The following is a 20,909-nucleotide window of genomic DNA, read 5'->3' on the forward strand; positions in this document are numbered from 1 at the left end:
TATTATATAGGCGTATTATATAATTAATGGTATACTTAGTATATAAATAAGGTAGGTGAGAAAATGACAGAAATGAAGTTAGCTTTGCTCAAAGAGCAAGCTTTTTCAGGTGATGCCCGAAAACAATGTGAAGTAGGGGATTATTATTTTTTTAGTAATCGTGAAGACAATTTGAAGTGGGCTTTATATTGGTATAGTCATGCGGCAAAACAAGGTGATGCGGCAGGCCAGTATAATTTAGCTTATCAATATGAACATGGCATGGGTGTGCCTGTGGATAAACAAAAAGCCTTTTATTGGTATCGCTGTGCAGCTGAACAGGGATATGGGGCTGCTGAAAATGGAATTGGTGATTTTTATCATTATCCTGGAAGTATTCCGACTAATGTATGTATTGCCGGGTATTGGTATCATCGTGCTGCTCAACATGGCGATTCAAATGGGCAATGCAATTATGGAATTATGCTTCAATTTGGTGAATTAGGATATGTTGATTATAAAAGAGCTAGTTATTGGTATAGCAAAGCCGTACAACAAGAACACTTGCGAGCTACGAATAATTTGGGCTTTTTATATGAACATGGGTTGGGCGTAGAGATAGATGAAATAAAAGCGGCTAATTTATATACGAAAGCCGCTATCGGTGGAGATGGAATGGCTCAAAATAATTTGGGTAAATTGTATCGCCGTGGTGGTGGTGTAGAAAAGAACTTAAGGGAAGCCGCTTACTGGTTTGCCCAATCGGCACTTTCTGATTATGACGAGGGAATTCGTAATTATGTTCGGGCGTTAGAACATGGTGAAGGCATTGAAAAGGATATGGTGGAAGCTGCGTTTTGGCGAGAAAAATTAATTATGAATCGATGGAAATAAAAGAAAAAAACGATGTAACTACGGTTACATCGTTTTTTTCTTTTATTTCTTTTCATAGTAGTAACGCGTCCACATGGTTAACTCGGACAATGCTGGATGAGGCGTCATCGTTTCGCTAAGTGTATAGACTGAACGTGGCGGTAAATGCCTTGTTAGAGGTAAGGCACGTAGCTTTTTTGTAATATCGGAACAAATATCCGGTTCGGATATCTGTAGATGCTGACGACCGCAATAGAATAAATTGCAGAAAGGTTGAATTAAGATAGACGCTTCAACGCCTACAATATGTACACCGAGGATTTTTTTCTGTTTGCTATCAATGACGAGTTTTACAAAACCATCATCACTGGCATTTGGCATAAAGCCTAAGGCATATCCTTTGGCGGTAGAAGAATAATGATTGATAGCTATTTCTACTTCGTAACCTGCATTGCGAGCGGCTTTTTCATTCATGCCGATATGTGCTGCTTCAGGGTAGGTGTATGTTACGGCCGGTATGGCATCATAGCGTACCCAACGCCATTCTTCAGGTGCTTTATTAGAAAATAAATTATGTGCGAGTGTTTCGGCTTCATAATTGGCTTTATGGCGAAATGGTGCTTTCCCATTAATATCACCTAATGCCCAAATACCAGGTGCCGTTGTTTCTAAGAATTCATTCGTACGAATATAACCGCGTTTATCTAGTTGTACATGTGTATTTTCGAGATGAAGTAATTCTGTCATTGGTTTAATACCAGGTGCTACAAGAATTTCTTCGGCCCGTACTGTCGTTATTTCACCACTCGTGCGATCTGAACAAGTTACTACCTTTTCGCCATTTTCCATTTCTACCGATAAGGTATCTTGGTTTAGACGAACGTCGATTCCGTACTGTTGAAATTGTGTTAGCATATGTGCGGATACGGCTTCATCTTCTTTGGGGAGTAAGCGTACATTATGTTGTACGACTGTTACTTTTGTCCCTAATGCATTAAATACATGAGCAAATTCACAGCCAATAGGCCCGCCACCGAGAATGATTAAACTTTTGTATGGTTTTTGGGGATAGGCATCGCCAAAAAAGGTTTCCGATGTAAGATAACCAACATCGTTTAGACCTTCCACGGCAGGAATATTTGTGCGACCGCCGGTGGCAATAAAGATAGATGTACCCGTTATACGTTCAGTGGTTTCGTTTTCATAGGTGATAGTGATGGTTTTATCGTCTGTAAAAGAAGCTGTTCCTTGATAGGTGGTGACATGAGGAAAGGCGTCATAGTAGGTGCGAATTTCATCACTTTCTTGTATTTTGTGCCAAAGCCGCTTGCTGAGTAAGTCCCAATCAACAGTTATTTTTTCTGTATAAATGCCAAGTCGTGCGGATTCAGCCATCTCACGGATGCGATTAGCTGCGGTAACGAGTATTTTAGTAGGGATACAGCCACGATTTAAACAGGTTCCACCAAAGCGACCTCGTTCAATGATAGCGACACTTTTCCCGCCGGCAATAGCTGCATCGGCGATGATATTGGCAGCACCGGTGCCAATAATAATGACATCATATTGTTTCATTGTATATATCCTCCATTGATGTATTGTTCGTGTTTTTAGTATACGTTGGTTTGGCTTTTTTTACAAGAAGCCTTATTTTTTCAGTTAATATATTATAGTTGATAAATTTGTATCCAAAATATAAAAAAATGTCGGATTGGATTATTTTATGTCCGAATGGAGTAGAAAAAGTACTCGGGGGGGGGTATATTAAAAAGGAAAATAAGAATAATATCATAATGGAGAGAGGGGAGTATATGAGAAAACATATATGGGCAGCCGTTATGGCCGCTATATTCAGTACAACTGTATCAAGTATATATGTACAGGCGGAAAGTACTTATTTGACGGATAATGTGGTGGTACGAGCGGAAAATGCACGTGCGAGGGCGAAAAAGCGTCCCGAAACGGTAACCATTATTACGAAGCAGGATATGAAAGAGAAAAAAATGCAAGATTTGCGGAATGTTTTGGAAGTGGTTCCGGGCGTTTCTTTCTCTGTCGATGGCATGAATCGCTCTGATTATTCTATTCGCGGTGCCGCCAGTCGGCATTGCCCGATTTTTGTTGATGGTCTTAAAGAAGCGGGCGAATATAGTAAGCTCATGGGTGCCGCCAATGAAATGGAACGGTTTTCGACTCATAATATGGCCCGGGTTGAAGTGGTGCGCGGCGTATCGGGAGCCCGATACGGTTCCGATGCGGTAGGCGGTGCCATTCGTATTGTTACGAAACGACCGGTTAAAACAAACGCTTACTTTGATTATGAATATCGGGTAGTGGCTCACGATAAAAACGATGAATATACCTATCGCTTGGGTATGGATATGGTAGGAAAACGAATGCAGGCACAAGTATCGGTGGCCGATAATACTACGGCTCCCTATTATAATTGGCAGTATGCGGATTATAATTTACCCTATATGACAGATAAAAATTTCCCTGATGTTAAAACCATGGATACGGCTCATTGGCCGAAGAATCATACGTTTATTCAAGATAATTTCAGCGGTTCGCGTCGCCATTTAGAAGGACGGTTATTTTTTCAACCGACATCGCGTACGGAAGTCATGTATGGGTTTCATCGCCTGAATGACGATACGAGGACGTCTGAGTTTTTAGGGCACTATTCTTTTGAATGGTGGCTTAGAGGGGATTGGCCCGAAGCATTAACAGAAAAAAATAAGGGTTTCTTTTATACGGAGTATATGGATATAGCTAATCATATTCAACGGGATACTAACCAAGGATATATTTCGTACGGTTGGAATACAGGCGATATAAAATTGCGGGTGAAAGATTCGCACTATGGTAAGTTGACGAATACGTATTTAAATACTACTTTTCTGAAAAATAAGTCGTCCGATTGGCTGGAAAGCGGCGATCGCTCTTATGATATGGAATTAAACTGGTATGGGAATCCCAAACATTCGATTACCGTAACCGCACAACGGAAAAAATCGTACGGCATAGGAACCCGTCTGCGTACCACTAATGAAGCGGGAAGTTTTAAGTATCACTATTGGGAATATAATGCTTGGGGTTACGGTGACGGTATTTGGGAAACGACAGAAAAAAAACAGCTTTATCGCGCGGATATGGAGGAATGGAACGCGGCTATTACCGACACGTATACACCTAATGATAAAATAACCGTTGTGCCCACTTTGCGATATACGCATCATACGACAGGGCATAGACCGACCGTCGGGTTAGGTATTATTTATAAAAGTGATGACCGGACGAAAATAAAGGTAAATGTCGGGACAGGGTTTTCTACGCCCGGCATGATGGAAATGTATCATCACTTTATGATGAAACCGTTTACTCCTATTACAGAAGATGGGGTGGTAACGGATTGTTATCAGGACTTTAAAGATAAAAATGGTAACTCACAAAGAGTATATTTTTATCCTGGCTGGTATTTTCAAGGAAATCCTGCCTTAATACCGGAAAAAGCTTTGGGGTTTGATATATCTCTGGAAAAAGAATATACTCATGGACAAGGACGACTTACGGCATTTTATAATCATATTACCGATTATCTTAATTTGTATTACACCTTAAAAAAATTAGAAGTAGATCCGGATGATCCTTTAACAAATTTAAATGATACGCGGATTTACAGTTATAGCAATCTCAAACGGGTGACGTTGGCCGGTGTGGAAGCGGAATATACGCATCGGTTTGATAAGCATTGGAGCCTTACTGCATCGGCAACGTATTTACATGCAGTCGATGATAGTACGGGAAAACGTCTGACGATGAAACCGTTATGGAAATATATTTATTCGCTGAATTACAAAAATAAGGCATGGCATGGAACATTATGGGGAGAATATAATACAAATTATATCGATATTTTTGACCGCAAACACATCAAGTTTGAACGTATTGAAGAAGGGTATGAAAAGAATTACGGTATTGCCAACCTGTTGATAGAACGACAGGTGACACCGTCACTTTCGTATTACTTCGGCGTTAATAATCTCTTCCATTATCAATCGACCAGTTTAAATATTCGCGGTCGTATATTCCGTATAGGAGGGAGTTTGCAATTTTAATGCGTTCGGGTGAAAGAAAGGAAAAGTTTCTTTACAGATATAGACGAATATAGTATAATATCTAGTGTCGTACGGGTACTCGGTGTTACGCTTTCTCCAGCGCATACTTAGTGCTTTGCGAATGACGATATATTAGGAGGAATGCTATATGTTAAGTGTTGAAGCAAAAAAAGATATTATTGCTAAATTTGGTAAGAATGAAGCAGATACGGGATCTCCGGAAGTACAAATCGCGTTACTTACGAGCCGTATTTTGTATTTAACAGAACATTTACGGAGTCACAAAAAGGATCACGCATCTCGTCGGGGTTTATTAAAATTAGTTGGGCAACGTCGTAACTTGCTTAGCTATTTACAAAAACATAACTTGGAACGGTATCGTGCAATTCTTGAAAAATTGAACTTACGTAAATAATTTGCACACTGGGAGGCTGATGTGGATGCATCAGCCTCTTTTTTAAAAGGGGTACAGGGTGGCAGGTAGTATGATGATGACGTAATACACGTACTTATCATAGTGCCTGACACCTGTGCAGAAAATGTATAGGAGGATGAGTATGGAAGAAAAGAAGTTTCATATGGAGTTTGCCGGTAGACCGCTTACGGTAGAAGTCGGCAAATTAGCTAAACAGGCGAGTGGTGCCGCATTGGTTCGGTACGGTGATACAGCTGTATTTGTGACTGCAACGGGATCTAAGGATGCTCGAGAAGATGCAGATTTTTTCCCGCTTACAGTAGATTATGAAGAAAAAATGTATTCCGTAGGTAAGATTCCCGGCGGATTTATTAAAAGGGAAGGAAAACCGCCTGAATCAGCGACCTTATTTGCACGGTTAATCGATCGTCCCATTCGTCCATTATTTCCCAAAACCTATCGCCATGATGTACATGTCGTTGCATACGATTTTTGTGTAGACCATGACAATGCTCCGGAAATTGCTGCTATGATTGGTGCATCTGTAGCTTTGAGTATGTCCCATATTCCTTTTGCCGGACCTATTGCAGGGGTGCGGGTAGGACGAGTTGATGGTACTTTTGTTATTAATCCAACGGTAGCACAAAGTGAAAAGAGCGATATGGATATTGTGGTTGCCGGTACGAAGGATGCTATTTTAATGGTTGAAGGGGGCGCTAAACAAGTTCCCGAAGCAGATATGTTAGATGCTATCATGGCTGCTCATGAAGAAATTAAAAAGGTAATTGCTTTTCAAGAAAGTTTCTTAGATGAAATTAGTGTGCCCAAACAGGAATTTGTAGAAGTAGAACCGCCCATTGATATGGTAGAAGCAATTCATGCGTATGGCGAAACCGCCATGAAAGAAGCCGTATTTACATCGGATAAAATGGCGCGGGAAGAAAAGATGAATGCCGTAGAAACGGATATTTATGATCATTTTGCAGACATCTATCCGGAAGATATGTCTACGGTTGGAGTAATTACACAAAAGATGATCAAAGAAATTGTTCGCCATATGATTGCTGTCGATAAAATTCGTCCGGATGGGCGTAAGGTCAATGAAGTGCGTCCTGTAAGTTGTGAAGTGGGCTTATTTGCACGTACACATGGTACGGGGTTATTCACGCGTGGACAAACACAAATTTTGAGTTTTGCGACGTTAGCTCCGCTTTCTGAATCACAGCATATTGATGGCGTGGGGATGGAAACAGATCGTCGTTATATGCATCATTATAATTTTCCTTCTTTTAGTGTAGGTGAAACGAAGTCATCCCGTGGACCGGGACGCAGGGAAATTGGTCATGGTAAACTGGCAGAACGAGCATTAACGCAAGTATTGCCGACGGAAGAAGAATTTCCTTATGCTATTCGGGTTGTATCGGAAGTATTAGAATCGAATGGTTCCAGTTCTATGGGTAGTGTGTGCGGTAGTACATTGGCCTTAATGGATGCAGGTGTGCCGTTACAAGCACCCGTATCAGGTGTAGCGATGGGACTCGTTACGAAAGGCGACGATTTTACGATTTTAACGGATATTCAAGGTATGGAAGATGCCCTTGGCGATATGGATTTCAAGGTAGCTGGTACGATGAAAGGGGTAACAGCTATTCAGATGGATATAAAAATCAAAGGCCTTCGCAGGGAAATTTTGGAACAAGCTTTACAGCAAGCACATGAAGGACGTATCCATATTATGGAAAAAATGCTGGCAGCTATTCAGCAGCCGCGAGAAGAATTGTCGCCTTATGCACCGCGAATTATTACGCTACATATTCATCCGGATAAAATTCGTGATGTCATTGGACCGGGGGGCAAGATGATCAAACAGATAACGGAAGAAACGGGAGCTAAAATAGATATTGACGACTCCGGATTAATTTATATTGCTTCTGTTGATGCAGCCGGTGGCAATAAGGCAAAAACATGGATTGAAAATCTGACAAAAGACGTTGAAGTAGGCGAAGTTTATGAAGGAAAGGTAACGCGTATTATGAACTTCGGTGCTTTTGTAGAAATATTGCCTGGAAAAGAAGGGATGGTACATATTTCTCAGCTTGCACCGGAACGAGTTGAAAAGGTGGAAGATGTCGTTCAGGTGGGAGATGAAATTGTCGTTAAATGTATCGAAATCGACGACCAGGGGCGTGTTAATTTATCAAGAAAAGTCTTGTTAACGGGCGATACATCCGATGGACGGTCTCATCAGAAACGCCGTTCAGGGCATCGTCCCAATGGAATGAGGAAATGACAATGACACGAGGATTTAAAATTGTAAAAAAATATGCAGATCAAGATATTACCTTACCCGTGCGGAAGACAACGGGGAGTGCAGGGTATGATTTAGCGGCAGCAGAAACAGTAACGTTGCTGCCACATGCGATTACTATCGTACCTACGGGAGTTAAAGCGTATATGCAGGAAGATGAATATCTGTCTATTTTTATCCGTTCTAGTTTATCTTTTAAATACGGCTTGATGTTAGCTAATGGCACGGGAATTATTGACAGTGATTATTATAATAATAGTGATAATGAGGGACATATCATGATTGCATATTATAATACGGCTGAAGAGCCTTATACAATACAAAAAGGTGAACGTATTGGGCAAGGTATCTTTATGAAGTACTTTACCGTCGATGGTGATACCGTTACGGCTGTTCGTACGGGAGGTATTGGTAGTACGGGGAAAGTATAGTAAAAAGGGCGTCGGACAGGTATGTCTGAACGCCCTTTTTTGGGGAGGAATAGAAATGGACGTTGGTATGGAAACTTGTTTGGATAGCAAAGAAATTATGAAGGGCAAGGTGATTCGAGTAACCCTTGATACGGTGCGTATTAATGGGTTAGCGGAACCGGCAATACGGGAAGTGGTTTGGCATAGAGGTGCGGCATGTGTATTGCCGATTACGGATGACGGGAAAATTCTTTTAGTTCGCCAATATCGGTATGCTCCAGGATGCGAGCTATTAGAAGTTCCGGCAGGTAAATTGGAAGGCGAAAAGGAAAGCCCTCGAGCATGTGCGGCACGGGAATTGTCTGAAGAAGGTGGTGTAGAAGCGGGTGAATTGATTGATTTGGGATTTATTTATACATCACCAGGATTTTGTAATGAGCGGTTGTATATGTTCTTAGGAAGGAAGCTAAAACAGGGGAAGCAACATTTAGATGCGGATGAATTTGTACAACTTGAAGAATATACACGGGAAGAAGTAGAAAATTTGATTGCTACAAATGAGATTGTTGATGCAAAAACGATTGCTATTTTTATGAAAGCGAAGGCTTATTTATAAGTATAAAAGGAGGGAAAAGGCATGAACTTTAATCGTATTATTATTATCGTTATGGATAGCGTTGGTGCAGGGGACTCACGAGATGCGGCGGCTTTTGGGGATGCCGGTGCCGATACGTTGGGGCATATTGATGCAACTGTACCAGGTGGATTAAATATACCTCACATGAGAAGCATGGGGATGGGCGAGATTGCGAATATTCACCCTGATACTTCTATTGAAGTAGTTGGTTCGTACGGAAAAATGCAAGAAAAAGCAGCAGGAAAAGATACGACTAGTGGGCATTGGGAATTTATGGGAAATCCCCTAGCCCAGCCTTTTCCTACCTTTGCACATGCTTTTCCTCCAGATTTAGTTAAGACTTTTCAAGAAAAAACAGGATATGGATATCTCGGTAATGAAATTGCTTCAGGAACGGAGATTATTGAGCGTTTAGGCCGTGAACATTTCCGGACAGGTAAGCCGATTATTTACACTTCTGCCGATAGCGTATTTCAAATTGCTGCACATAATGACGTGATTCCGCTCCAAGAATTATATCGTATCTGCGAAATTACACGCCATGAAGTATGTGTAGGACCTTATGAAGTAGGACGCATTATTGCACGACCGTTTATTGGCACGCAAGGAAATTTTATTCGTACGGGTGATCGACGTGATTATAGTCGTCTACCAAAACGAAAGATGGTTTTTTCTTATTTAAAAGAGGCAGGATATATGGTTATTGGTGTAGGGAAAATTGGTGATATTTATGCGCATGTTGATCTCACTGAATCGCATCACACCGCTAACAATACAGAAGATATGATCGTATTAACCGAGCAATTGCATAAGCATCGACAAGAAAAAGGACTGCTCATGGCCAACTTTGTCGATTTTGACAGTCAATTTGGTCATCGCAGAAATACGATTGGGTATGCTAAGGCGTTGGAAGATTTTGATGGAGATTTGGGACCTTTTATGGCGCAATTGCAAGAAGATGAATTACTTATGATTACGGCGGATCATGGCAACGATCCTACTTGGCCTGGAAGTGATCATACGCGTGAACAAGTGCCATTGCTAGTATATAGTCCAGGCTTACGGCAAGCTGTTCATTTGGGTGTCCGTGAAACATATGCTGATTTAGGGCAAACGGTTATGGAGAACTTCGGTCTTACAGGCTTGGAAAAGGGAACAAGTTTCCTTACGCAATTGAAATAGGAGAAAAAAATGTGGCCTCAAGATTGCATTATACATAAACGAGATGGAGGGGAACTGTCCCGCAAGGAAATTTATCGCTTTATTACCGACTATACGAGCGGCAATATTCCGGATTATCAAGCGGCTGCCTGGCTTATGGCGGTATATTTACAAGGCATGACGGCTAGGGAAACGACAGACTTGGCATTGGCCATGGCACATTCCGGCCGAATTGCCGATTTATCAACCGTGCCGGGAATAAAAGTAGATAAACACAGTACCGGTGGCATTGCCGATACGACGACGCTTATTGTAGTGCCTTTAGTAGCGGCGGCCGGTGTACCGGTTGCTAAAATGAGCGGGCGTGGCCTTGGCTTTACTGGGGGCACCTTAGATAAATTGGAAGCTATTCCCGGTTTTTCCACGCAATTGACACCGAACCGATTTTTACAACAGATTCGACAACATGGTGCGGCTGTTATGGGACAGACAACCGACTTGGCACCTGCCGATAAACTATTATATGCATTGCGGGATGCTACTGGAACAGTAGAAAGTTTGCCGTTGATTGCCGCTTCGATTATGAGTAAAAAAATTGCCGCCGGCGCGGATGCGGTAGTATTGGACGTGAAGTACGGTGACGGTGCGTTTATGAAAACGCCGGCACAGGCCCGGCAATTAGCACAAAAAATGGTGGACATCGGCACGCTGGCCGGCTTGCCTACTTGTGCCGTGCTCACGTCCATGGAGGCTCCGTTGGGAACGGCGATCGGGAACAGCTTGGAAATTGATGAAGCCGTGGAAACGTTGGCGGGAAAAGGGAATTCACGATTGGCGGCAGTGGTGGAAGAAATTGGCAGTCGCATGTTGTACATGGCACATTGTACGGATACTGTGGCGGCCGGAAGAGAAAAATTGCAAGCCGTTTGGAAAAGCGGTGCAGGGTTAAAAAAATTTAAAGAACTTATTCGCACACAAGGGGGCGAAACCGACTGGATAGGAAAACACGCCTTAACGCAAGCCCCTTTTGTGTATACGGCGGTTTCCACGGAAGGCGGTTATATTACTGCTATTAAAGCTAAAACATTGGGAGAAATTGCCATGCGTATGGGTGCCGGTCGAGCTAAAAAAGAAGATGCCGTACAACCGATGGTGGGGATTCGTTTGTTTAAAGAACTATATGATCCCGTACGACCGGGGGAACCGTTATTCACGTTGTACAGCATGACGGAAGATAATCTGCCGCAATTGGCGTTACAAGCGGCGGCGGCCATTACTGTTGACGCACAATTACCGAATAACCCCGCCTCCGTTATAGGCGGCAGTATAGAAGCAACCATATAAAATAAGCGATACATAAGGAAGGAACAGAAACCATACATGAAAGAACAACGTACGATTCCTGTAACCAAGGGAAAGACATATGAAATAGAGATTATACGACTGGGAACGAACGGGGAAGGCGTGGGAAAATATCAGGATTTTACCGTATTTATCCCCTATGCACTGCCGGGAGAGCGGATTGTGGCCGTCATTACGACGGTAAAAAAAACATATGCTGTGGGAAAACTGCGGCAAGTATTATGTGCTTCGCCGGCACGAGTAGTCCCTACCTGTGCAGTATATTATCGGTGCGGGGCCTGTCAATTGCAACATTTTTCATATGACGGTGAATTACAAGAAAAACAACGACAAGTACAAGATGCGTTAACGCGTATCGGACACATAACGAATGTACCCGTACTGCCTACGTTAGGTGCGGCAACCCCGTGGAACTATCGCAATAAAATGCAATTTCCCGTAGGCGAAGATAAAAAAAATACACTGTCTATCGGTTGTTTTGCGGCGGCTACACATAACGTCATTAATGTGGAACATTGTGCCATTCAAAAAGAAGAAAATAACCAAATTGTGCGTATTGTACGGCAATGGATGAAGGATTTTAAAATTCCCGCCTATGATGAAGATAAATGTACCGGTATGATTCGTCATATTATGGGACGGGTGGGGGTGAAAACCGGCGAAATTATGGTCTGTATTGTGACCGCTTGCGAGTGTATCCCTCATATAAAAGATTTGATTCGCCGCTTGCGACAGGAGATTCCCGGTCTAACCGCCGTCATACAAAATATTAACACCGGACATACTAATGTCATTTTAGGAAGAAAAACGCGAACACTATATGGACAGGATACGATACACGATGCCATAGGAAATTTGCGGTTTCATATTTCGGCACAATCATTTTTTCAAGTTAACAGCGAACAAGCACAACGGCTGTACGAAAAGGCGTTGGAATTTGCCGATTTAAAAGGAAATGAAATTGTTGCCGATGTTTACTGCGGCACGGGGACGATAACCTTATTTTTAGCACAAAAAGCAAAACAAGTGTATGGTATTGAAATTGTTCCTTCCGCCATAAAAGATGCTATCCGGAATGCGCGGGATAACCATGTTAAAAATGCGGAATTTATTTTAGGCGATGCCGTATACAAATTGCCGGAACTTATTAAAAACGGCGTGCGACCGCAAGTTATTGTTTTAGACCCGCCGCGTGCAGGGTGCGGCGAACCGGTATTACGCGCGATTGGTCGCAGTCAACCGGAACGGGTCGTATACGTTTCTTGTAATCCCGCAACCTTAGCACGAGATTTGGCCTGTTTACAAACCTACGGTTATAAAACCGAACGCGTGCAACCGGTAGATATGTTTAGCCGTACGCATCACGTCGAGAGCGTTGCAGTAATGTCCAAGGCGGATTAGGAGGGTGCATAGCAGCCCTTGTGCGGCAAGGGGTTTCAGGTGCTATCGTTAAAAGGTTTATAACGCGGTTGCTTACCAGCACCTTTTTGAGAACGATTTTGTGGTAAGCGGAAACATATCAACGTCATAAGGTTGAGTGTATAAGCTGTATATCGTTAAAAAGTGCACCCTTTTGCACCCTCCCATCGGGGGATAAATCGGGGATTTTCTCAACGTGCCACATAGGTATTCATATTTAAGACGTATGGTATACTTTAGGTAATAAAATTATGTATTCATATAGGCCATATATTTAGATTTTCATATTTTTAGAAGGAAAAGAGCAGGAGGAACAGAACATGACAGAATCTCGGTTCGGTTTTTTAAAAGAAGATTTCGGAGAGTTATATGAAAAATGTATACAGGCGGAGCAGTCGGAAAATGATATAGGCTTATTAAAAGTACGGCAGGCACTGGAATATATGGTACATGACTTAGGCGGACAAAGTCCGGAGCTGTTTCAAAGTATAGAGGAATTAGAAAACAGCAATATTTTGAATGCGGATACGAGTCGGAAATTTCATGAACTTCGTTGTATAGCCAATCAAAGCATTCATAATGCCATTACCGTAGATGAAAGTCGGTTGAATGAGTGTTTGGATAAATTAATGGTATTAACGTTGTGGTACGGCATTACTAAAGGGAAGAAATATGAGTTGAATCAATTTGCTGCGGATAAGGTAGTTACAGTAAAAAACTATTTGGCCTCTATAGGGGAATGGGAAGAAAAGGTAAATTCGATTAAGGCGGAACATTATAGCGGTATTGATCCGTTAGGGCGGGATCGTCGTGGAGATTTTTCGAGTACAGATTTAGCTAAACCCGATATATGGGAAAAAGATGTTTTTGAAACGGACGAAGAATATAAAGAACGAATTAAGAATATGGAGTGTATTCATATCGGGTACGGGATTTTGGATGCACGAAGAATCGAAGAATATACACAAATTAATTTTTTGATTCATCATATGGATTATAGTGATAAAATTCAGCACTCGGAAATACAAGCCTTTTATATAGAAGGGGCAACGGAAGAGCAACTTATAGACAGTGAATTGGTAGCGAGTTTAAAAGTATATAAGGAAAAAATTTGTTGCGATTATAGTAGAGTATATTTGAAAAACGGTACTGAAAATATTGCGGTACATCCTATTTGTTGGGAAAAATTTTATTATGAAGACGAGGAAGAATTCAAACAAAGAATACAGCAAATGCCGTTATTGCCTATGGGAGAGGGAATACCTATACGCAATCGGTATGACCTGAAACAGCAACTGTTGCCGATTCGTATAGAGCCGTTTCAATATGGAAAAGATATGTTAAAAAATATTATGCCCGATACGAATCAGATTAGCATTCATTGCGATCGAATGATAGCAAAACAAGTTTGTGATACACAAAATCCATGCCTGTTTTTCTTAAAACTTTCTGCCGTAGATTCAGTTGAACAATATGTGTTATGGCAAAAAAATACAGGGGAAATAGTAAAAAAGAGTTATGAAAACAGTTGGGGTTGGTATAAGCAATTCACTATTCAAGATAATGGGGCAGTACAGGATGATGCAACGGCGATAAAATGGTATCAAAAAGCGGCAGACCAAGGGGATCCGGATGCCCGGAACAGGATGGATGAATTACAAAAAAAGCAGAAGGAACAAAAGGCGATAGAGGGATATAAGAAAAAAGCGGAACAAGGGGATGCAGAGGCACAAAATTATTTAGGAGGGTGCTATAGAAACGGAAAAGGGGTAGAAAAGGATGATGTAAAGGCGGTAGAATGGTATCAAAAAGCGGCAGACCAAGGATATGCAGCGGCACAGTATCAGTTAGGCGTATGCTATGAAGAAGGAAAAGGAGTAGTACGGGATTACGCAACGGCGATAAAATGGTACCAAAAAGCGGCAGATCAAGGAAATGTGTTTTCTCGAAACAGGATAAATGAATTACAAAAAAGGATGGCGGAACAAGGGGATGCCGCGGCACAGTATCAGTTAGGTGTATGCTATGAACATGGAAAAGGAGTAACACAGGATTACAAAAAGGCTGTAGAATGGTATCAAAAAGCGGCAGAACAAGGACATACAGCGGCACAGTATTATTTAAGCTTGTGCTATGCAAAAGGAAAAGGGGTAGCACAGGATTTTGTAAAGGCGGTGAAATGGTCTAAAAAAGCGGCGGAACAAGGGGATGCCGATGCACAGTGTGTTTTAGGCGGGGGCTATCTATTGGGAATAGGAGTTGCACGGGATGAAGTAAAAGCAGTAGAATGGTTTATGAAAGCAGCAGAGCAAGGATCTGCAAGGGCACAGCGGGCTTTAGGCGAGTGCTATGAAGAAGGAAAAGGGGTAGTGCAGGATTACGCAAAGGCGGTAGAATGGTATAAAAAAGCGGCGGCCCAAGGAGATGCGGATGCCCGGAACAGGATGGATGAATTACAAAAAAAGCAGAAGGAACAAAAGGCGATAGAGGGATATAAGAAAAAAGCGGAACAAGGGGATCCGGATGCCCAGAACAGGATAGATGAATTACAAAAAAAGCAGAAGGAAAATTCTGAAGGGAAAGAAAAGGAAAGTTCTGATAGATCAGGGTGCTTAGGAAAAATCGTTCTTGGGGTAATTATAGTTTTTATACTTATGAAGATACTGTCTTAGCATAGGCGGTTTTGTGAAGTAGGCAACAGGTATATAGTTGCAGGGCAGGAATGCCTTTAAGACATCGACGGAACAGAAGAGGCAGCGGTGTTCATTGGGAATAGGATAAAAAATAGAATCGATACAGCAGTGCAAAGTGTGTACCGATACAAAGTTTAGTGGCTGTTGCTTAGGATAACACTGTAAATAAGGGCTTATTGTAGGCTTGAGAAACAGACGAACGTGAATAAAGGTCGGCATGAACTTACGCTAGACTTTTGCTTTTAGGGGGGGCGTTTACTTCTTAGGGGGTCTAACTGAGTGATGTATAGGCTACAAGGAGGATGAGCCAATGCGAGAAGTAAAGAAAATACTGCAGGATGAGATGGATCATTTAGTGGGGCTAGCTGGCAACGAACTCAAAAGAGCAATTAACAAGGCATCTGCGAGTGAGTTCGTTGGCGATTACAAACTATTTGAAACTATCATCAAACGAATTACTGTCAGGGAAAATCATGATGCTGGATTTACTTTCATTGATGGGAGTAAGGCTAAAGAGCATATTGCATGTATCGGGAAAACGCTTAAAAAATGTATGAGTAATAGAGAGAGTATGTAGAGTATCAAAAGGGAATGAAGGTTTGTGGTTGTTGTACAGTAACAGTGCTACAAGAATAGATTTTAAGGTCAAATTTTATTTATTAATTTGGACTTTATGTTTTAGAGAATAGTGTATGGCTGTTTACTAGTAATTTAACGCTATCATGCAAACATCTATTGGAAAATATGCTGGCGACACAGGTGTTTAAAAATAAAAACGGGTTTGATAGTACTTGAAAAAACAATGTTCTTATGCTAAAATCTATATATCCAAGGAGGTGACAATATGCCTGGTGGAATGCGTGAAGGATCTGGTAGAAAAACTATTAACGACAAGAGACAAGCAGTTTCAGTATATATTAGTTCAGAGGAAAAAGAACGTATTGAATCCTTACCTCTACCAGCATGCTCGAGTTTTTCTGGAAGAGTTAGAAAATTAATAAAACTAGGGATTAGCACTGTAGAAATGAACACAAGTCGGAACGCTAATCAAATAACTTATATAGATTTGTTTAGTGGTCTAGGCGGTATAAGACTAGGCTTCGAGGAAGCGTTAGCGGATTATGGTCTTACTGGTAAATGTATTTTTTCCAGCGATATAAAAGAGTCTGCTATAGTTGCATATAAGACAAATTTTGGCGAAAATCCAAAATGTGATATTACTAAGATCAATCCTGCTAATTTACCTAATTTTGATTTTTTATTAGCGGGATTCCCATGTCAAGCTTTTTCTCAGGCGGGTTTAGGCTTAGGGTTTCAAGATACAAGAGGTACACTATTTTTTGATGTTGCTAAGATTTTATTGGAAAAGAAGCCAATAGGTTTTGTACTTGAAAATGTTGAGGGACTTGTAAACCATGATAATGGGCGAACTCTCAAAACTATTAAAAATACTTTATTAGAACTTGGATATGATATAGATGCAAGAGTATTAAATAGTAAAGATTTTAATCTTGCTCAATCTAGAAATCGAATTTACATAATAGGACTACGCTCTGGAAAGGTGAAAAAACTAGAAGGGTTTGAAAAGAAAATTTCAGTTTTGAAAGATATTATTGATAGTAGTGTTGAAGCAAAGAAGACTGATTTTACTCAAAAACTTTTATCTCATTACAGCGTAGATGAGCTTTATGGTAAAGCTATTAAAGATAAGCGTGGTGGGGAGAATAATATTCATAGCTGGGACATAGAGCTAAAAGGTGCAGTTACAGATGAACAAAAAGAACTATTGGAACTTTTGTTAAGGCAACGAAGAAATAAAAAATGGGCGGATATTATAGGTATTGACTGGATGGATGGTATGCCATTGACCGTCGACATGATATATACCTTTTATCCTCATAAAAATTTAGAAATTATGCTGAAAGATCTTGTAAATAAAGGCTATCTAGTTTATGAGTACCCTAAAAAAAAGGTTGGGAATCGCAGAGTAAGGGATGAAAGTTTAAAAAAGGGCTATAACATCGTAACAGGGAAATTATCTTTTGAGTTTTCAAAAATATTAAATCCTAATGAGATTACACCTACGTTGGTAGCTACTGATGTTCATAAGCTTGGAGTTCCTGTTAATGGTGGTATAAGGTCATTAACTGTAAAAGAGTGTTTAAGGCTATTTGGATTTCCAGATACCTATTCACTCGATAATGTAAAAACAACAGAAGCTTTAGATTTGTTGGGTAATACAGTATGCGTTCCCGTAATAAGAGCTGTATCAAATAAATTAATAGAGTCATATCTAAATAATAAATAATAATAAAAACTGCAAGGACTATTAATTCTTGCAGTTTTTATTATCTTGTTTAGTATGATAAAACTTTCCTTATCCAATCATCTGAAGAAAATTTTAGACTCGTGCTTGGAAATAAATCGTATGCTTTTTTAACAGCTTTAATAAAGTCTTCTTTCGTTTTGAACGACTTATCTGGATGCTTGTGGAAAGCAGTCGGTCTCATTGCATAAGGCTGGTTTCTTTTTACCTGAATACCTATGGGGTATTTAGTTGAAGGCGCTGTTATTTCCCAAATTTTTTTAAGAAAAACTTTTTCTACTTTAAAGCCTTCAGAAAAGCCATCATTCATCGGCTTATATCCTAAGATGAAATAATATGCATCAAGTTTACTTGGGCTCTCATAGGTGCTTGCTATAAAGCTTTGAAAATTCGCTATATCAAATGCTGGATTATTGTTGTAGTTCCAAGCTTTTACTTCAACATCATAGTTGCTGTTGTCAAACACAGCTACAAAATCTGGAAACTCTTGTGTGTGCTCTCCTGGAACAATATTTACGCCTAGATACTGAAACCAATTAGGCAACCATTCTTGTAAACAGTTACCTATAACGTCATTCCCAGAGTATACATGACTTCTATTGGCAAAATTAATAGTGATTGTCCCATTTTGCCCTTCGAGTTTTTCCTTAGTGATGTTAAATAGTTCATTAATATTATTTATATTCATAAGATGCCTCCTTATTCTTCTACGTTTTCCATGATATCTTCCAGTTTACAGTCCAATGCTTCGCAAATTTTGATGAGAACTTCAGTGGTGACGGTTTCACCTTTGCCAAGTTTTGCAATTGTCGATGAGCTGATTTTTGCAGAATTTTGCAAATCAGCTCTGTTCATGTTTTTATCTATTAGTAGTTTCCATAGTCGGTTATAGCTTATTTTCATTTTTTGTTCCTTTCGTTTAGCTTTTATTCATCATCATTTCGTAGTGTTGACTTTGGTTCATAAGAGTAAAAATCTTTTTAAATGTTTCTTTCGTCTGTGAAACGTCCACGCAGTTATCTACGTAGTTGATTCCGTCAGTTATGCCAAGCGATGATTTCGTTTGTATGTAGGACAGCATTGAGGATGCCAACTGATATGCCGAATAGTCGTTATTATCATTTTTGTCTGTACAAATAAACTTCTCTTTGTTTTGTTTAAGAATTACATCTCTTAGTGTTGTTCCGTCATAACCACACAGCTGAAGGAAGTAATATTCTAATATTCTTCTTATGACATTTATAAGAGGAATCGGTGCTTCTAGTATTTTATACTCTTCCCATAGCGCTGTATAGGAGTTTTGTACCGGGTTATAGTTCATCATCTCCGATGGAATCTCAGGGTTTTGTTTCTCGCAAAGACGAACTGACGATTTGTTGTCATTTTTGTATACTAGATAGAAGTTAACAAATTGGTAGTCTTTCACTCTGTCGTAGGTTATTTCCTGATGGAAATAAGTGTTATGAGTAAGTATGAATAGTTGTTTTATATATCTGTCTTTTACATAGGCGTCAGTGGGTTGAACGTTGTTTTCGCAGACACATATCATTTCGCGGATTAAAGCACTGACTATAAATAAGGTACCGCTGTCCATACTGGAAACCGGATCGTCAATAATTACAATCTTGTTAGGGTTTTTTTCTTCCGGAGTGGCACTGCCTTTAATTTGATGGTAGAAGTAGAGAAAGGCTATGAAGTTTTTTTCACCTTCACTGAGGTTTGAAGCTATAGAGCCGTCATTGCGAATAACTTCGTAGACGTTAGGGGTGTTTACTTTTTCTTGTAGATAGAATCCTTGGAACCCCGAATCTTTTAACAAGCGGTTGATGCTTTCAATAGAATCCCTTGTATTTACAGTATTTTTAAGCAGGATAGCAATCTTTCGTTCTATGTCTTCAATTTGTAAAGCGTTATTTTGATATTGTTGACAAGCATTTTTCAATTCTTTGTTAAGTGTGGCAATGCTCGTGTTATAGGATTTTATCTCGTCTTTCAGTTGATAAGATATCAATTCCCAGACCTGTTTTTTGCATTCGTTCTGTTTAGCGGGTTTTGTTGAAACAATAGTATTATGTTCTGCTATAGACTGATTAAAATTAGTGATCATCTTTGCCAAATCATCTAACAGAGGCTTAGTTGGTTCTAGCTGATATGCAATTCCATAGTCTTGCTGTTTTTTTGCAATAAGCTCCAGATTAGAAGCGATAACACCTTTTAATGCACTTAGCTTATCTTTATATAGGGCTATTTCAGCATCAGAAATATTTGATTCAGGTATTTTTGATATTGGAACAAAGAGAGTGGTTGCCGAGTCGTTATACTCTGCTTGTAGGCTTGAGATTGCATGTGTTTCTTTCTCAAACTGTTCATCAAAACAAGCTTTTATATCATCTTCAAAACTAGCAGGTAGCTGTTGTTGGCAAAATGGACATTTTCCTTTAGATGCAATGTGGTAGCGTTCCATTCCTTGTTTTATCCAAGCTGTACTGTTCATAGCCTTGATAAAGTTGGAAAATGGGGTGTCAGAGCTACTGATAATCTTTTTTGCAATCAAATCGAGATTTGCAATGTTATCTAAAATCGCAGTATCATCGATAACTGTGAATTTTTGAAAGGCCACAGCATTCTTAGAATAGGCAGTATCATACAAACTTTTTAGTTTATTTAAATCATGATTCACAGAGCTACTATTTTTGAGTACTTCTTTTGTGAAAATGGTCTTTTTTAGTTTGCCTGTAACGGTTTGTTTGAAGTCATTGCGAATATTATAGGTTTTGGACCAGCAGGCTTCTTGAAAAGAAACTGCTACTTTTTGCAGCTCGGAAGTCTTATCGTTTTTTATGGTTAATAGGCTACTGTTTTCCTTTAACAAGTCTTCTTTTTGTTTGGTAAGTGTATTGATTTGATTTTGAATTTGAATGTTCTCTTCATTGAAGGTGAAAACACCCGGTAAGTTATCATAGTTAGCAAGATTAGCTTTGATATAATCAGCGTTATAAACATGTAATTTACAATCTTGTGTAGCTACATTGTTTGACCACGTAACACCGTTGCTGCTTTTTAAAGTTTCAGCAATGGTAGATTTTCCAGAGCCGTTATTTCCATAGAAGAAATTAATAAAAGTAGGGGTAATTGTTACAGGATTGAGTTTGTATGTAGCAGCATCAATACGTATAGATTGAATACTGGCCGGTATTTTTTTCATAAA

Annotated in this window: 16 protein-coding genes; 12 read left to right on the forward strand and 4 right to left on the reverse strand. The window is 40.1% G+C overall.

What is annotated here, in order from left to right; genetic code table 11:
* Nucleotides 1–63: 63 nt before the first annotated feature.
* Nucleotides 64–873: a tetratricopeptide repeat protein gene (locus HMPREF3182_RS03645; RefSeq protein ID WP_007393120.1), complete on the forward strand. Its 810-nt coding sequence runs from the start codon at nt 64–66 to the stop codon at nt 871–873.
* A 42-nt stretch (nt 874–915) separates the two neighbouring features.
* On the opposite strand, the gene HMPREF3182_RS03650 is transcribed toward HMPREF3182_RS03645, so the two are convergent.
* Nucleotides 916–2,427 (reverse strand): dihydrolipoyl dehydrogenase family protein, encoded by a 1,512-nt coding sequence (locus tag HMPREF3182_RS03650; RefSeq protein WP_062485507.1) that lies wholly within the window; start codon nt 2,425–2,427, stop codon nt 916–918.
* Between the two features lie 236 nt (nt 2,428–2,663).
* Here HMPREF3182_RS03650 and HMPREF3182_RS03655 point away from each other — a divergent pair, with 236 nt between their 5' ends.
* The 11 genes from HMPREF3182_RS03655 (at nt 2,664) to dcm (ending at nt 17,683) form a co-directional block, all read left to right on the forward strand.
* Nucleotides 2,664–4,970 carry a TonB-dependent receptor plug domain-containing protein gene (locus HMPREF3182_RS03655; protein WP_062485509.1) on the forward strand — a complete coding sequence of 769 codons (2,307 nt, stop codon included), beginning with the start codon at nt 2,664–2,666 and terminating at the stop codon, nt 4,968–4,970.
* A 148-nt stretch (nt 4,971–5,118) separates the two neighbouring features.
* Nucleotides 5,119–5,385 (forward strand): 30S ribosomal protein S15, encoded by a 267-nt coding sequence (gene rpsO, locus HMPREF3182_RS03660; protein ID WP_007393100.1) that lies wholly within the window; start codon nt 5,119–5,121, stop codon nt 5,383–5,385.
* Nucleotides 5,386–5,527: 142 nt separating this feature from the next.
* Complete coding sequence (locus tag HMPREF3182_RS03665; protein WP_007393123.1) at nt 5,528–7,675, forward strand: polyribonucleotide nucleotidyltransferase; 2,148 nt, start codon at nt 5,528–5,530, stop codon at nt 7,673–7,675.
* 2 nt (nt 7,676–7,677) lie between these two features.
* Entirely contained in the window at nt 7,678–8,124 is a 447-nt protein-coding gene (gene dut / locus HMPREF3182_RS03670; RefSeq protein ID WP_007393106.1) for a dUTP diphosphatase, read from the forward strand.
* A 55-nt stretch (nt 8,125–8,179) separates the two neighbouring features.
* Nucleotides 8,180–8,719, forward strand: a complete 540-nt coding sequence (locus HMPREF3182_RS03675; RefSeq protein ID WP_062485511.1) for an NUDIX hydrolase — start codon at nt 8,180–8,182, stop codon at nt 8,717–8,719.
* A 21-nt stretch (nt 8,720–8,740) separates the two neighbouring features.
* Complete coding sequence (locus HMPREF3182_RS03680; RefSeq protein WP_062485513.1) at nt 8,741–9,922, forward strand: phosphopentomutase; 1,182 nt, start codon at nt 8,741–8,743, stop codon at nt 9,920–9,922.
* A gap of 9 nt (nt 9,923–9,931) precedes the next feature.
* Entirely contained in the window at nt 9,932–11,245 is a 1,314-nt protein-coding gene (locus HMPREF3182_RS03685; protein WP_062485515.1) for a thymidine phosphorylase, read from the forward strand.
* Nucleotides 11,246–11,281: 36 nt separating this feature from the next.
* Nucleotides 11,282–12,664 carry a 23S rRNA (uracil(1939)-C(5))-methyltransferase RlmD gene (gene rlmD / locus HMPREF3182_RS03690; protein WP_062485517.1) on the forward strand — a complete coding sequence of 461 codons (1,383 nt, stop codon included), beginning with the start codon at nt 11,282–11,284 and terminating at the stop codon, nt 12,662–12,664.
* Between the two features lie 338 nt (nt 12,665–13,002).
* Nucleotides 13,003–15,354 (forward strand): tetratricopeptide repeat protein, encoded by a 2,352-nt coding sequence (locus HMPREF3182_RS03695; RefSeq protein WP_062485519.1) that lies wholly within the window; start codon nt 13,003–13,005, stop codon nt 15,352–15,354.
* Nucleotides 15,355–15,685: 331 nt separating this feature from the next.
* Nucleotides 15,686–15,952 carry a hypothetical protein gene (locus tag HMPREF3182_RS03700; RefSeq protein ID WP_062485521.1) on the forward strand — a complete coding sequence of 89 codons (267 nt, stop codon included), beginning with the start codon at nt 15,686–15,688 and terminating at the stop codon, nt 15,950–15,952.
* A 267-nt stretch (nt 15,953–16,219) separates the two neighbouring features.
* Complete coding sequence (gene dcm / locus HMPREF3182_RS03705; protein ID WP_082718196.1) at nt 16,220–17,683, forward strand: DNA (cytosine-5-)-methyltransferase; 1,464 nt, start codon at nt 16,220–16,222, stop codon at nt 17,681–17,683.
* 49 nt (nt 17,684–17,732) lie between these two features.
* Here dcm and HMPREF3182_RS03710 read toward each other — a convergent pair whose 3' ends face one another.
* From HMPREF3182_RS03710 to HMPREF3182_RS03720, 3 genes are read right to left on the reverse strand one after another with little or no spacing between them, the layout of a single operon-like run.
* Complete coding sequence (locus HMPREF3182_RS03710) at nt 17,733–18,389, reverse strand: NgoBV family restriction endonuclease (protein ID WP_062485523.1); 657 nt, start codon at nt 18,387–18,389, stop codon at nt 17,733–17,735.
* Nucleotides 18,390–18,400: 11 nt separating this feature from the next.
* On the reverse strand, nt 18,401–18,604 hold the full coding sequence (locus tag HMPREF3182_RS03715) for a helix-turn-helix domain-containing protein (RefSeq protein ID WP_062485525.1): 204 nt from the start codon (nt 18,602–18,604) through the stop codon (nt 18,401–18,403).
* A gap of 16 nt (nt 18,605–18,620) precedes the next feature.
* Nucleotides 18,621–20,906, reverse strand: coding sequence for an AAA family ATPase (locus HMPREF3182_RS03720; RefSeq protein WP_062485527.1), 2,286 nt, complete (start codon nt 20,904–20,906; stop codon nt 18,621–18,623).
* Between the last annotated feature and the right edge of the window lie 3 nt (nt 20,907–20,909).

Origin of the sequence: Megasphaera hutchinsoni (genome assembly GCF_001553405.1) — a bacterium.
Taxonomy (GTDB): domain Bacteria; phylum Bacillota; class Negativicutes; order Veillonellales; family Megasphaeraceae; genus Megasphaera; species Megasphaera hutchinsoni.